This is a genomic window from Nostoc sp. S13 (assembly GCF_029379315.1).
Lineage (GTDB): Bacteria > Cyanobacteriota > Cyanobacteriia > Cyanobacteriales > Nostocaceae > Nostoc.
On sequence record NZ_JAQYWQ010000089.1, the window covers coordinates 15,847 to 30,345 of the forward strand.

A 14,499-nucleotide genomic window follows, 5' to 3' on the forward strand; every position below is an offset into this window, starting at 1 on the left:
CTAGCAATGGTAACTATTAAAAAGAAAGCTACTCACAATCCTTTAGCTGAGTACATTGAACGTCTGCAAAAAGGAGAAGCATTACTCCCCGATAATCCAGAAAATGTCCTGGAAGTTGTTGGTATTCTTAAAAGCTATGGCGTAGTTTTAGATGCCTACTCAAAAAATCTTAACTATATTGCCGAGCATCAGTTTTTAGTATTTTTCCCATTTTTTAAATACTTTAATGGAGAGGTTTCTTTTCAGAAATTACTCCGTCACTGGTGGCATAACCGAATTAATTTTGAATATGCCGAGTATTGCATGAAAGCCATGATGTGGCACGGTGGCGGCGGACTAGATACGTATTTAGATACACAAGAATTTCAAGAAAGAGCGCAAGCCGTTATCGCCGCAAAATTTAAAAATAATCCTTTAATTCCGGCTATTAACCAACTGTTTCCAGATTTCTTAACAGAACACTTGCGCGTCTCTGCTTACTACACCGGTTTAGGTCAATTTTGGCGAGTAATGGCTGATATGTTCCTGAGCTTATCAGACCGCTACGACCAAGGCGAAATTAAATCGATTCCCCAAGTAGTAGACCACATTAAAGCAGGGTTAGTCGCAAATGCATCAAACCCAATTACCTACGCCGTCAAAATTCGGGATGAAGTCTATGAAATCATTCCTAAAAGCGTTGGTTTGACCTTCTTAGCAGATACAGCCATACCTTATGTAGAAGCAGTATTCTTCCGGGGAACTCCTTTCCACGGTACAGTTTCATACAACGCCCAAGGATATCAAATTCCCCCAGATCAAACTCGATTTCAATATGGTGCATTGTATGCCGATCCTTTGCCCATTGGCGGCGCGGGTATTCCTCCCACTTTGTTGATGCAGGATATGCGTCATTATCTTCCAGAGTATTTGCATGAAATTTATCGTCGCAGTCTTCGGGGTGAAGATGATTTGCGAGTCCAAATTTGTATGAGTTTCCAAAAATCGATGTTTTGCGTGACAACAGCAACGATTTTAGGACTGATGCCTTATCCTTTGGATACTAAAGATCCGAATGAGGAAAAAGGTAATCAAGTTTATTTAGAGAAGTGGATGAGTCGGTTGGAAACTTCGCGGTTGCTCGATGTGAATAAATAGTTGATTTTTGGTCAAGATTATGCTTCTGGTTCAACTCCGAGCGATGTCTAACGACAAGCCGCTTTGCGTTTACGCAATTGAGCAGTCAAGCGATCGGCCCTTTCCTCACCAGTCAACAACAAATTACCTCTAATCCGCCAGTAGATACCACTATCTTGACCAATACAGTATTGCCCATCAGGATGACGTTTTTGTAATATCGGTTTAATCGAGTCCGTTAGGAGAATGCTTTGGGGATGTTCCTGAAAGTTTTTGCCTTCGCACGCTTCGCGAACACGAATGTACCGTCAGACTCAGGAAGTTGTGTATGGTCTGGAAACGGGGTGAGTGCGGTGGATGGATCGGTTGCAGAGGTCATAAGACTACCTTTGCAGGAGTAAGGGTTGTTTTTTAGTTTAGCAGTGGAAGGAGATATGGGGCGATCGCTTACTACTCGCCAACTAATACTAGTGCTTGATTGATTACACGGTCAGAAAGATACATTCCTGATGAGCGTAAATTCTCTATAATTGGTCGTGCCGTTGTTATTTTGCCACGTTGCTTTGCTGTCAAAACTATACCTAGTGTTCCTCATACAGGAATCCCCAGTACTGCTGCACATCTACGAGCCGCAAGATCATCCATAATTGCTTCTGTACCAGGGTAAGTATACGCCCAAGTCAAAACAGATGATTCGTCTTTACCTAAATCCCAAGATTGGATAATCCGATTCTAGACTTCACTTTAGCAATTTTAGGGTGTGGGAGAAAAAAGCGTAGGCGTAGCCCGCACTTCTCTTCTTAGGCTGCGCCAACGACAAAGTGGAACAGTGAGCCTGTCGAACTGCTCAGTGACCATCGTAGACATCGCTCTCTTTCTCAAAGCTAACTTAGGTTGTCAAGATTCAATTGTGTGAAAATTAATACAAATATATTGGGAGTTGCAAAGATGGCTTGGGTAGCAGGTGATCGGTTGCAAGGTGGCAAATATACTATTGAAAGGGAATTGGGAAGGGGACGGTTTGGTATTACTTATTTAGTAAAAAATACGAATAGCGATCGCCAAGTCATTAAAACCTTAAATGATGATTTACTAAATTCCCTTAACCAGTTGGAGCGCGGACGGCTAAAGACAATGTTTTTGCGGGAAGCCTTAAAGCTTCAGAGGTGTAAGCACAAGTATATTGTGGAGGTCGTAGACTCCTTTGAGGAAGCAGACCGTTTGTGTTTGGTAATGGAGTATGTAGATGGTGTAAGTTTAGCTGATCGTCGCCAACAAATTCTTTCTGAACAAGAGGCACTACGCTACATTCAGCAAATTGGTGAAGCCCTAATAGTTGTGCATGAAAATCGATTAATTCATCGAGATGTACATCCAGGAAACATTTTTTTGCGAGTACGAGAAGGACAACCTGAAGCGGTGCTGATCGATTTTGGTTTAGCTCTAGATTTTGACCACATCTTAACCACAAGCCGAACTAAGGAAACTTCTGAGGGATTTACACCCCCTGAGCTTTACGCTCAAAGTATACCAAGTGGGGCTTATAGCGATATTTATTCTCTGGCAGCTACTTTATATGTACTTTTAACTGGAAAACCACCCGTCAGTGCGCTGAAACGTAAGATTGACAACGCTCCTTTAGTGGAACCGAAAAACCTGAATAATCTAGTTTGCGATCGCGTTAATCGCGCAATTTTAACAGGTATGAAGCTAGACCCTAAACAGCGATCGCAGTCAATGCGGGAATGGCTCGATTCTTTGGGACTGATTGGGGAAACTCCTATACCTGCGTCAATACCCTCTAAACCTAACTCAAATTGGGATAAAAAAATTCAGTTTTGGACTGTGATTATAGCGGCGATCGCAGCTTTAGGAGGCTTACTCGCAGGGGTGGGTGCTGTAATGGATAAATTAAAATCCCCTTCGTCTACCAGTCCAACCTCAGTATCTCCTAGTGCGTCGTCTAGCAAAACACCGTAAAATTAGCTCAACTCTCATTAAGATGCTGACACTAAAGTAATTTTTTACTTAGAGGTATTCATGCCCTGGATAGCACGACAACAATTGCAAGGTGGCAAATATGTAATTGAACAAGTCTTGGGACAGGGAGGATTCGGGATTACTTACAAGGCTTTGCATGTTGAACTAAACCAGACAGTTGTAATTAAGACACCTAATGAATACCTCAGCCACGACCCGGAATATGAAAAGTACATAGAGAGATTTATCCAAGAAGGGCGGACACTGGCAAAATTATCTCAAGATCCTCATCCTTACATTGTGGGAGTAATTGACTTTTTTCGGGAAGGTGCTACCCAGTGTTTGGTAATGGACTTTTTTCGGGAAGGTGCTACCCAGTGTTTGGTAATGGACTTTGTTGAGGGAGAAAATTTGTTTGAAGCGGTGAGGCGTAGAGGGGCTTTACCAGAAGCAGAGATTGTACCCTATATCCGCCAAATTGGGGAAGCTTTGAGCGTAGTGCATCAAGCAGGGTTAGTACACCGAGATGCCCACCCTGGAAACATTATGGTGCGGAGAAATGGCAAAGCGGTTTTAATTGACTTTGGAATCGCTAAAGAACTTTTGCCTAAAACTTTGAGTTCAAAGGGTATTGCAGGTAATGAGGGATTTGCGCCCTATGAGCAGATGAGCAGAGGTAGTCGAGAGCCAACGGTCGATGTTTACTGTCTGGTTGCCACACTCTATTATGCAGTGACAGGTCAACGCCCTACAACTTCTCTGGCTCGCAAGCTAGACAATACTTTCTTGATTCCACCTAAACAAATTAATCCAAGCATCAGCGATCAATTAAATCAAGCAATTCTCAAGGGTATGGCGCTGGAGGCAAAAGACCGCCCTCAGTCAATGCAGGTATGGTTGACAATGTTAGAACAAGCAAAAGCAACGCCTCCACCATCTGTTGCTCCAGTCCATAAAAAAGAAGTTGTTCGTTCCAAAGCCAAGCTATTAGAGCCAATTCCAAGTAAACCAAGTACTAAATCATCTAAAATTATCCCCTGGGGCTGGTTAATTGGTGTATTATTAAGCTACCTATTCACAGGCAGCTTGTTAGCAGCGTCTAACGCTCCGTACATAGTTTGGGTTATGGTTGAAGCTATGGCTGGGACTTGGGCTGTGGCTGTGGCTTGGGCTTGGGCTTGGGCTGTGGCTGTGGCTTGGGCTGTGGCTGTGGCTTGGGCTGTGGCTGGGGCTGTGGCTGGGGCTGTGGCTTGGGCTGTGGCTGGGGCTGTGGCTGGGGCTGTGGCTGGGGCTGTGGTTGGGGTTGTGGCTGGGGCTGTGGCTGTGGCTGGAGATGAATTACAAAAATCTTTTAGCAAATTTCATACTTTTCTAATTTTAGCTAGCACTTCTAGTCTAGGATTGGGTTTGGGATGGTTAATTTTTAATACAGGTACATAGCTTACTCAAGCTCTAGAAGCTAAATGACAAAAGATTTTGTAGCTGTTGTATCCAGTGGAGAAGCGATGTCTAAGGACAAGCCGCTTCTCTTCGAGACGCTTCGCGAACGCGTCTACGCACCTTTAACCTCATACCAAAATATTAAATTTCGGTTCAATACCAAGCGCTGGTTTTAAGAGTGTTGTTATAGAAGAGAAGCTAGGTAAATAAACTGATATCTACATTAAAATAGTCCGCCAACGCTTCTGCTTGAGTTTTACTAATGGTGCGTTCGCGAAGCGTCTCCGAAGGAGAATCGCCATTAACAATTTGCAAGGCAATTTCCAATGAACCAATTACCTCAGCTAATGCTTCGGTTGTAGTATCGCGTGCGTCCATTAGATGTACTAACATCGAATTGGGTGTACCTTGGAGGATTGGGTAATGGGTTTCTTCAAACTGCTCAATTAAAGTCACCAACAGTTGCAACAGCATTTCTTCTTCTGGTGTACGATTGGGACGATGTTCTAAGGTTAATGCGAGTGCAATCGCTTGTTCGTTTTCTGCATCCGTGGTGATGATTTTTGGCTGATACTCGGCTAGCAATTTACCATAAGATTCTGGATTAAAAGTACGGGTCATTTTTCCATTTATCCTTATCATATTCAGCGTGAGTCAGGACATATTTAATATAGATTCTTTGAGTTTCGTAAACAATATCAGCAATCAAACGGTAATTGTTTCCTTTAATATTAAACACAGTGAAGTTACCAACTGCTTCTGCTTTTGGATAAATAGCCTGAACTTCAAGCAGATTTTCCATTCAGCTTTAGTTGCTATCCTATACCAATCATAAAGTGCTTCCCTTGCCTCTGCATATGCCTCACAAAATTCTCGTAGAATTCTGCGACTAATAACGTGCATTTAAATTTACTCTGATTACGATTCTTAAATTTTCTCTCAAATTCAGGGTTTTATAAAGCTTTTATAACTGTGTTATTCTTCCAAAAACATTGCGGCAAAATATTATTGTAATAAAAACTGACCTCTATCCTTGTCTTTACACCATTAACATAAACAAAATCGGGGTGATTAACACCCGCAATATTCAGTACTGTTTAAAATATTTAATAAAAAAATTATTCTTTATTATGTGAATTTATTGAGAGTTATCCGAATTTAAGAAACGATTGCCCGAATTCAAGAAACGACCGCCCGAATTCAATAAACGATCGCCCAAATTCAAGAAACAACTGCCCGAATTTAATATCGCGCTTCTCGCTTGATTGCAATGATTATCGTTTGGCAGTTTTCAGTCCATCGACGTAGCACTAGATGAGATGAATTCTCCCACCGCCGAACAAGCAGCATTAATCAAGGCAAGCTTAGAAGGCAAGTATTTGAGCGCACCTAGTAGCTGGGAGCAGGAGAAACTGCTTAACGTCTACAAAGCTAAACTTCTGCTAGAGCAAGTTATAAACTTGCTAGCGGACTAATTTTATTAATAGCCTCGATAATCCTTTTGTCAGTCCTCTTGTTAGGGGACTTTTTTAGTAACTCTTTTTGATTGTCTAGAAACGCTTTTCTCTAGCTCTTTAGTCAAAAATCTAGCTTTAACCTTATGCCAAAATATTAAGCTTCTGGTTCAACACCGAGCGATCGCAATTGAGCAATTAAGCGATCGCCGATCGCTAAAACATTAATCTCAAAGTACACGCAGTAAGCTAGGAATGCTTTCGATCGCTGACAAATTCCGAATTTCTGCCAAAGCTTGCCGAAAGTTGCCTTCTGGCACATCATGGGTAACAACCACAATTTCTGCTAGTTCCCCTTGAAAGCCAGTTTGGACAATTGACTCTAAGCTAACGCCATAGTTACCAAAGCAAGTACCCAATTTACCGATAACTCCAGGTTGGTCATTGGTGAGGAAACGGGCGTAAAACCGAGTTATGAGTTCTGCCATCGGCGCAATTTGGCAGTATTCTTGATGTCCACAAGCTAATAATGGATTTGCAACTGCTGTATTGGTTTTGAGGACAGCAACTAAATTTAAAATATCCGATGTGACAGCACTGGCGGTTGCACCAGCACCAGCACCGGGGCCAAAAAACATTACCTGCCCGATTGGTTCTCCTTCGACAAGAATGGCATTATAAACACCGTTGATGCTAGCCAAAGGGTGAGCTTGAGGCACTAAGGTAGGATGAACTCTGACGGAGAGGGGGGATGAGGGAGTATCACGTTTAGCGATCGCTAACAATTTAATCACAAATCCTAATTTTTCGGCATAGGCAATATCTGTCTTGCTGACTTGCCGAATCCCCTCAGTATAAACATCTTGTAGGTTGATGCGTCCACTAAAGCCTAATGATGCCAGGATGGCAATTTTATCGGCTGCGTCTAAGCCATCGACATCAGCTGTCGGGTCAGCCTCAGCATAACCCAAACGTTGGGCATCAGCTAAGACATCACTGAAGTTGCTGCCTTCTGTTTGCATCCGCGTCAGGATGTAGTTAGTTGTACCGTTAACAATGCCGGTTATAGTGTGAATACGGTTAACACTTAAAGACTGCTTCAGGGGTTGAATCACCGGAATTCCACCACCCACAGAGGCTTCTATCATGACGTATACGCCGGCTTGATTGGCAGTTGTGAAAATTTCCGCTCCAAAGCGGGCGATCACTGCTTTATTGGCGGTGACTACGTGTTTGCCATTACTTAAAGCTTTGAGGATTAGCGATCGCGCTGGCTCTAGTCCACCCATCACCTCGACAACTATATCTACCGCCGGATCATTGACAATAGCTTCTAAATCTGTAGTTAAAACTTCCGTAGACAATTCTACTGCACGGGGTTTATCAAGCGATCGGACTCCCACCCGATAGATTTCTATCTCTTGCAACAATGGGTGACGCCCAGTTATATCTTGCAACAATTGCACTGTTCCCGTCCCCACAGTGCCTAATCCCAGTATTCCTAGTTTCACACCCACAAATTTTGCACCCAATTTCACCAATAACAATTGTAGGTAGAGCGTTTGCCCTACCTACTGATTATCCTGCTTCCTTTGTCATTTGTCCTTCGTCCTTTGTCCTTTGTCTAAAACTAATGACTAATGACCAATGACTAATGACTAAATTAGTATGTTTCTACGTGCCAGCGATGAGCTTTCTTGAGTTCCTTCTGGTAATCACTCCAGGTTACGCCTTCCTTAGCAGCAGCAGTTGTTAAGGCTGCATCGATACCTTCTTCCATACCCCGCAAACCGCAGATGTAGGTGTGAGTTTTTTCATTTTTAATTAACTGCCACAATTCATCAGCATGTTCAGCTACGCGGTCTTGGATGTACATTCTACCGCCTTGGGGATTTTTCTGTTCGCGGCTGATAGCACCAGTGAGGCGGAAGTTATTAGGATATTTTTGTTGAATTTCTTCCAGTTCTTCCTTATATAAGAGGTTTGGAGTTGTCGGTACGCCAAATATCAGCCAAGAGAATCCTTTAAATTCGTATTCTGGGTTAGCTGCTCTTTCCGCATCTTTAAACTGACGCCACAGATAAGCCCGCATGGGAGCAATACCCGTTCCAGTTGCCAACATGATCACATTAGTATCAGTATCTTGGGGTAAGAGCATTTCCTTACCCACAGGCCCTGTAATTTTTACATCTGCCCCTGGTTCCAGGAAACACAAGTGTGTAGAGCAAACACCGTAGACTGTTTCGCCAGTTTCCGGGTGCTTGTACTCCAACTGGCGGACGCACAGTGAGACTGTTTTATCATCGACATCATCGCCATGACGAGTTGAGGCGATGGAATATAGTCTAAGTTTTTCCGGCTTGCCGTTCTTGTCTAATCCTGGTGGAATAATCCCAATACTTTGACCTTCTATATACTTCAAATCCCCGGCAGAAATGTCAAATTTGAGGTGTTGAACAATACCAATACCACCTTCTTTGACTAGCGGTTCATTAGATATTACCTTGCCAATAAACGGAGCATTGGGACGGTAAGTGTTGACAGGAACGTCACCGTGGTCTTTTTTGGCTTTCGCTTGAGTCATGGTGTTGCCTTTCTTGTCCTTGTTCTTGAGCTGTTCTTCAGCTGGTGGTTTAGCAAAGCCTTTGGCTTCACTATCATCAGCATTTACAGGTGTGGCTTTACCATTCCCTTCACTGTTAGCAGTTTCCCCAGATGTAGCCAACTCGCTGACTTCGCTTGTAGCATTCCCAAGTGAGGCTTTACCATTAACTTGCTGTAGCGCAGTTACAGGCTGGATGCTAACAATTGTGCCGCCTAGACGAGTGATACGTCGCATTTCTTGATTCATCCGGTTGTAAGGCACTCTGATGAATACACTGCCACTTTTACGAATTGGGTAGCTAGTTTGATCGGTTTCTTCGCCCTGACGCAAACCCACCACTTCATAGACGAAGACGCGGCTACCTAATTCTGTGTTGGCAGCACCCTCAACAGCACCTTGATTGTACATTCGTTCTAGCACTCCGATAATTTACTTAACCGTTTTTCAAAAAAAAACTATTCCCCTACCTTGCCAGCTTTAGTTTAGCGGATTTTCGTTTCACAAAACTGGAGAAAGAAGGAAAAACGGCATCATTAAATTAATGCCTTGCTAAGTACACTCACCAAAGACATGCAGGCATAGCAAAAAACACACCTGTTCACCTTCTAAATTAAAGGATAAGTCTTGTGGAGAATGTTAATAATGAGTCAATTTAATCTTTTTTTCGTTAACTACCACCCCCATCAGAGAGATAGCTTTTTACCTTACTACCCAACGAGCAATTCACAATGATATATATTCTTGTGGGAGGCCAGCTTTGATTGCTGGAAGCTACCGCTCAGTTTCCTTCTAACAGTTGCCGTTGTGCTTGCCTACTCCAAGGGTTTAAATCGGAGAATGGCAAGGAGAGGAAGGTTTTCTTCCGATTGGTTTTACTTCTCCAAATCTACTACTCTCTCGGAATGTTTTTAGCTATATTCATGACCTGTCTATGGATAATTACATGACTAGGACAAACTCCTAGCTAGAGACATGACGATAGAGAGAACGGTGATTTAAGCAACTGTAATCAGTTTCACTTGATGTGAATAATCTGTCAACCTGTATCAGTACTTTGCCATAACCCCAACAGTTCTATTTGAGCATATCCATAAATTTACAGCCAATAATTTGACCAATGCAAGTTTTTGACTCATTCGTTGGATAGATTTTAGCTTTGAATATCTGAAGCATTGTCGAGCAGGAATTACAATTTAGGAAGGCCAAAAAGTTTGCTGCCAGAAGAAATTATACCTTATAGACTTGATTATATAGAGTCACAACTAGCAGACTGACAAAGCTGCAACGCTTATGGCGATGCTGATCCCCATTTTTAAATTAACAACTAAATCAACAAAATCATTGATGAACTACACTAATTCTTCTTGAAAGCAAATCTTGTATGGGATACCCCCTTCTGTTAAAATCAAATATACCACTAGGATTAAATACTTACCGGCACCAACATTCAGGCTAGTCCGACGAGTAGCAGCTTATTACTTTGTTGTCTACCGGTTTGGTGTGTTATAGCAGTGCTAGGTAGCAAGAACGCAGGATAAACCAAAGCGGTAAACTCCTGGCTTCAAAATCTGCTGTGTGAAAAATTATTGACACAACTTTACTATTTTAGAGGAGATTTATGACAAATAAGCCGGAACGCGTGGTACTGATTGGAGTAGCCGGAGACTCTGGGTGCGGTAAATCTACGTTTTTGCGTCGTTTGATAGATTTGTTTGGTGAAGATTTAATGACAGTCATCTGCTTGGATGATTATCACTCCCTTGATCGCAAACAGCGTAAAGAAACCGGGATAACGGCACTAGACCCCAGGGCGAACAATTTTGACCTGATGTATGAGCAAATTAAAGCGCTCAAAAGTGGTCAAGCCATTGATAAGCCGATTTACAACCACGAAACAGGCTTGCTTGATCCACCAGAGCGGGTGCAGCCGAATCGCATTATAGTTGTTGAAGGGCTGCATCCTTTATATGATGAGCGGGTGCGATCGCTAATCGACTTCAGTGTTTATTTTGACATTAGCGATGAAGTGAAAATTGCCTGGAAGATCCAGCGAGATATGGCTGAACGCGGTCATCGCTACGAAGATGTCTTAGCGCAAATCAATTCCCGTAAACCTGACTTCGATAAATTTATCGAACCACAAAGAGAATTTGCCGATGTGGTTCTCCAGGTATTACCCACAAACTTGATCAAAAACGACACGGAGCGCCGAGTCTTAAGGGTGCGTATGCTCCAACGGGAAGGTAAGCAAGGCTTTGAGCCAACCTACCTGTTTGATGAAGGCTCAACAATTAATTGGACTCCCTGTGGACGCAAGCTAACCTGTTCTTATCCTGGTATGCAACTGTACTACGGTTCAGACGTATACTACGGTCGCTATGTCTCAGTATTAGAGGTGGATGGTCAATTTGACAATCTAGAAGAAGTAATTTACATCGAAACCCATCTCAGCAATACATCCACTAAATATCAGGGTGAATTGACTCACTTGTTACTCCAGCACCGCGAGTATCCAGGTTCCAATAATGGAACTGGTTTCTTCCAAGTGCTTACAGGTTTGAAGATGCGTGCTGCTTATGAGCGGTTGACAGCTACGGAAGCAAAGTTAGCGGTTCAGGTTTAAAGCAGCAGTGTTTGTGTCAAAGCTTGTGGGGGCGCTTCCGGGTGTCCCCCTTTTTTTTGTGTTATTAAATACATTTTAGCTACAAAATAATTAGCAGACATTTATCTTCTTTACAGATACTTACCTTATAATTAGTGGTTTTTATCAATATTAAGAAGATCCTAACTACTGAAGTATAAATATTGTTATGATTTCATAAATTAGGTAGTTGAACTAAATATTCACATTTAGTCAGCGAAAAAAACCCAAGAAAGGAGGAATTTCCTTTGTCTCGTCGATATTTATTTACCTCCGAGTCAGTCACCGAAGGTCATCCAGATAAAATCTGCGATCAGATTTCTGATACCATTCTGGATGCTTTACTGACACAAGACCCCAGCAGCCGTGTCGCCGCTGAAGTAGTAGTTAACACTGGTTTGGTGCTAATCACTGGTGAAATAACCACCAAAGCCAATGTGAATTTTGTCAATCTTGCTCGTAAGAAAATTGCTGAAATTGGCTATACCAATGCCGATAATGGCTTTTCTGCTAACAGCACCAGTGTTCTGTTGGCTTTAGACGAGCAATCACCCGATATTGCCCAAGGCGTTAATACCGCCCAAGAAAGCCGCCAGCAAGATAGTGATGAACTATTCGACAAAATTGGCGCCGGAGATCAAGGTATAATGTTCGGTTTTGCCAGCAACGAAACACCAGAACTGATGCCCTTACCCATCAGTCTCGCCCACCGCATTGCTCGCCGATTGGCAGCAGTCCGCAAAACTGGTGAACTACCATACCTGCGTCCTGACGGCAAAACCCAAGTAACTGTGGTCTATGAAGATGGACGCCCTGTAGGCATTGATACTATCCTAATTTCCACCCAGCATACAGCCACTATTGGGGAAATTACGGATGAGGCGGCGGTACAAGCCAAGATTAAACAAGACCTGTGGTCAGCAGTGGTCGAACCTGTTTTTGGCGACATTGAGATTAAGCCTAATGAGGAAACACGTTTTTTAGTCAACCCCACTGGCAAATTTGTCGTTGGTGGCCCTCAGGGAGACTCTGGTTTGACAGGACGGAAAATAATCGTTGATACCTACGGTGGTTATTCACGGCATGGTGGCGGCGCTTTTTCCGGCAAAGACCCCACGAAGGTAGACCGCTCTGCGGCTTATGCGGCTCGCTATGTGGCGAAAAATATTGTCGCCGCCGGGTTGGCAGAAAAAGTTGAAATCCAGCTATCCTATGCTATTGGCGTAGCGCGACCAACAAGCATTCTGGTGGATACCTTTGGCACTGGCAAAGTGGATGAAGAAACCTTGCTGAAATTAATCAACCAGCACTTTGAACTGCGTCCGGCGGGGATTATCCATACCTTCAACTTACGCAACTTACCAAGTGAACGAGGCGGACGTTTTTATCAGGACATCGCGGCTTACGGTCATTTTGGGCGGGCTGATTTAGACTTGCCTTGGGAACAGACCGATAAAGCTGAGTTGTTGAAGCAAGCAGCAAATGAGTCACTTTCGGCAGTAGTTGCTCAGGCACTAACTTAGACTTATACGCTACTGCAAAAAGTTAGTTTATCTACGTGAGGGTATTGGCAACTTGACCAGTTAGCTATGCCCTCATTTTTTGCTAGACACCTGAATATCGAAAAGTAAAACTACCACAGGACTTACGCAAAAGGTAGTGAAAGCCTTGATTTACCCTAGGGGCAATTCATGAATTGCCCCTACATTTCGTACTTGATGCGTAAGTCCTATACCAATAAAAATTTAGCGATGATCTATTTTTTCGCCTCCGATGCGATGTGAATCTCGGTATCTGCGGGCATTCCTGGCTTGGCAAACCCTGCGGGGTTGTTGATGTTAATTTTGACGCCAAACACTTGTTTAACCCGGTCTTGCTGGAAATAAATATTCTCCAGTGTAAAGGATGCTTGAGTGTCAATAGCTGCTATTTTCAATCGCGTCTGTGCCAATTGTGTGCGTAACCCTGCTAAGTAGGAAGACAAAATTAATTACACAAAATTCGGACTTAAACCCTTATCCAGGCTAAAACCTAATGTGTAAATATTTCTGTCCGATTACTTAGTCTACCAAGTTTCATACTTAGCTTTTAGGTCATCAGGAATAGCAACAGGACGCTTCCGGGTAAGTTCTACAAACAAACCTGTCTGCTCTGCAAAGGCGGCGACTTCTTGGTTATGAAGTATTTCAAAATTAATGACCACTTTAATTTTTTGAATATCAGAAACCCAAATTCGGCCATAGATACGATCAAAAAGGCTAAGAGCCTTCTTGTAATCAATTCGTGTCTGAACAATAGCAGGTGCCAACCCTTGATTGAGCTGATCGTTGAGTGGATAGTGTTTAGCAAGCATGGCTAGGCGCAAATCCTCTAACCATCTAACATAAACAATATTACTGACAACACCCGCAAAGTCGATGTCATAGGTTTTGATTTGTAGCTCAATAGATGTATCAAAAAATTTTTCCATAAATTTCCAGGTTAGAGATAACGCGATCTAGAGATAGCAGATCCAATTGAGCTTTTAGTTTCCGTCAGCCAATCACAAAAACACCAACCAGTGAATTTGCATTAGGTTTATGCTTAGACCTACGTCGCAGTCAAACGTATATACTCAATCGTAAAACTTTTTGTTACTCTAAGTCCGAGGAAATGCTGGAACTATCTATTCGATTATTAATATATTATTTCAAGCACGGTTCCGTGGCGCCGCAGGCATCGCGTAATTCATACTTCAATTATGCAACGCCCTATGATTGATGTTGAGATGAAAGTTTACGCAGAGATGCAGAGAGGGAAAGGTTAAGCGATCGCCATATTTCCACTCACGTTTATCCCAAACTTAACGGTAACTATGTTCAACAATTTTTAGACTGGCTATCTCAGCAATTAGGCTGAGATTATGCAATTTTACAAATTGACAAAGTTTCTGTTCATATCAGTTGTGCAATTAATTGACCTGAAAATATTATTCCCTTAGTTCAACCACCTCATCCCCCTGAATTTAATCCAATTAAAAGGATGACAGCAGTTTCTTAAAAAATTTCTCAAGAATGAACTTTTTTCTTACTTACAAGATTTACGCACTCGCAGACAACAATTGTTCGAGCAATTAACATTTGAGCAGGTAATGTCTATCTCCTATTATAACTTTATTTTAGAAGCTCTTTTTTATGCAGCTTCATATGAAATTGGTATAAGCTATAGGAATCCTATTTGAGTTTTGAACAAGCTCCGTACATCTGAAGAGTGGCAAAGTCAAA

At 42.5% G+C, this 14,499-nt stretch carries 11 protein-coding genes and 3 pseudogenes; 6 read left to right on the top strand and 8 right to left on the bottom strand.

Going from position 1 to position 14,499, the window contains the following annotated elements; translation table 11 throughout:
- The first annotated feature begins 6 nt into the window (after positions 1 to 6).
- Positions 7 to 1,137, top strand: a complete 1,131-nt coding sequence (locus PUQ00_RS23325; protein ID WP_300421360.1) for a CO2 hydration protein — start codon at positions 7 to 9, stop codon at positions 1,135 to 1,137.
- A gap of 131 nt (positions 1,138 to 1,268) precedes the next feature.
- Here the strand turns inward: PUQ00_RS23325 and PUQ00_RS23330 are convergent.
- Both PUQ00_RS23330 and PUQ00_RS23335 read right to left on the bottom strand, forming a co-directional pair.
- Positions 1,269 to 1,495 (bottom strand): annotated as a pseudogene (locus PUQ00_RS23330) (Uma2 family endonuclease); the annotation flags it as partial.
- 71 nt (positions 1,496 to 1,566) lie between these two features.
- Positions 1,567 to 1,695: a DUF3368 domain-containing protein gene (locus tag PUQ00_RS23335; RefSeq protein WP_300421362.1), complete on the bottom strand. Its 129-nt coding sequence runs from the start codon at positions 1,693 to 1,695 to the stop codon at positions 1,567 to 1,569.
- Positions 1,696 to 2,064: 369 nt separating this feature from the next.
- Here PUQ00_RS23335 and PUQ00_RS23340 point away from each other — a divergent pair, with 369 nt between their 5' ends.
- Together PUQ00_RS23340 and PUQ00_RS23345 are read left to right on the top strand one after the other, a co-directional pair.
- Positions 2,065 to 3,096, top strand: a complete 1,032-nt coding sequence (locus PUQ00_RS23340) for a serine/threonine-protein kinase (protein ID WP_300421338.1) — start codon at positions 2,065 to 2,067, stop codon at positions 3,094 to 3,096.
- A 60-nt stretch (positions 3,097 to 3,156) separates the two neighbouring features.
- Positions 3,157 to 4,536, top strand: coding sequence for a serine/threonine-protein kinase (locus PUQ00_RS23345; RefSeq protein ID WP_300421340.1), 1,380 nt, complete (start codon positions 3,157 to 3,159; stop codon positions 4,534 to 4,536).
- Positions 4,537 to 4,734: 198 nt separating this feature from the next.
- Here PUQ00_RS23345 and PUQ00_RS23350 read toward each other — a convergent pair whose 3' ends face one another.
- On the bottom strand, positions 4,735 to 5,157 hold the full coding sequence (locus PUQ00_RS23350; RefSeq protein WP_300421343.1) for a transcriptional regulator: 423 nt from the start codon (positions 5,155 to 5,157) through the stop codon (positions 4,735 to 4,737).
- Positions 5,141 to 5,439 (bottom strand): annotated as a pseudogene (locus tag PUQ00_RS23355) (type II toxin-antitoxin system HigB family toxin). Before PUQ00_RS23355 ends, PUQ00_RS23350 begins: the two are co-directional and overlap by 17 nt.
- 416 nt (positions 5,440 to 5,855) lie before the next feature.
- Here PUQ00_RS23355 and PUQ00_RS23360 point away from each other — a divergent pair.
- A complete protein-coding gene (locus tag PUQ00_RS23360) occupies positions 5,856 to 6,011 on the top strand; it encodes a hypothetical protein (protein ID WP_300421346.1) in 156 nt (51 codons plus the stop codon).
- A 209-nt stretch (positions 6,012 to 6,220) separates the two neighbouring features.
- On the opposite strand, the gene PUQ00_RS23365 is transcribed toward PUQ00_RS23360, so the two are convergent.
- Both PUQ00_RS23365 and petH read right to left on the bottom strand, forming a co-directional pair.
- A complete protein-coding gene (locus PUQ00_RS23365) occupies positions 6,221 to 7,507 on the bottom strand; it encodes a homoserine dehydrogenase (protein WP_300421364.1) in 1,287 nt (428 codons plus the stop codon).
- A 146-nt stretch (positions 7,508 to 7,653) separates the two neighbouring features.
- Entirely contained in the window at positions 7,654 to 9,003 is a 1,350-nt protein-coding gene (petH, locus tag PUQ00_RS23370) for a ferredoxin--NADP reductase (RefSeq protein ID WP_300421348.1), read from the bottom strand.
- A 1,210-nt stretch (positions 9,004 to 10,213) separates the two neighbouring features.
- On the opposite strand from petH, the gene PUQ00_RS23375 reads away from it, so the two are divergent.
- Positions 10,214 to 11,218: a phosphoribulokinase gene (locus PUQ00_RS23375; RefSeq protein WP_300421351.1), complete on the top strand. Its 1,005-nt coding sequence runs from the start codon at positions 10,214 to 10,216 to the stop codon at positions 11,216 to 11,218.
- A gap of 266 nt (positions 11,219 to 11,484) precedes the next feature.
- Positions 11,485 to 12,759, top strand: a complete 1,275-nt coding sequence (gene metK, locus PUQ00_RS23380; RefSeq protein WP_300421354.1) for a methionine adenosyltransferase — start codon at positions 11,485 to 11,487, stop codon at positions 12,757 to 12,759.
- A gap of 233 nt (positions 12,760 to 12,992) precedes the next feature.
- On the opposite strand, the pseudogene PUQ00_RS23385 reads toward metK, so the two are convergent.
- Positions 12,993 to 13,166 (bottom strand): annotated as a pseudogene (locus PUQ00_RS23385) (HlyD family secretion protein); the annotation flags it as partial.
- 135 nt (positions 13,167 to 13,301) lie between these two features.
- Entirely contained in the window at positions 13,302 to 13,706 is a 405-nt protein-coding gene (locus tag PUQ00_RS23390) for a thioesterase family protein (RefSeq protein ID WP_300421357.1), read from the bottom strand.
- Between the last annotated feature and the right edge of the window lie 793 nt (positions 13,707 to 14,499).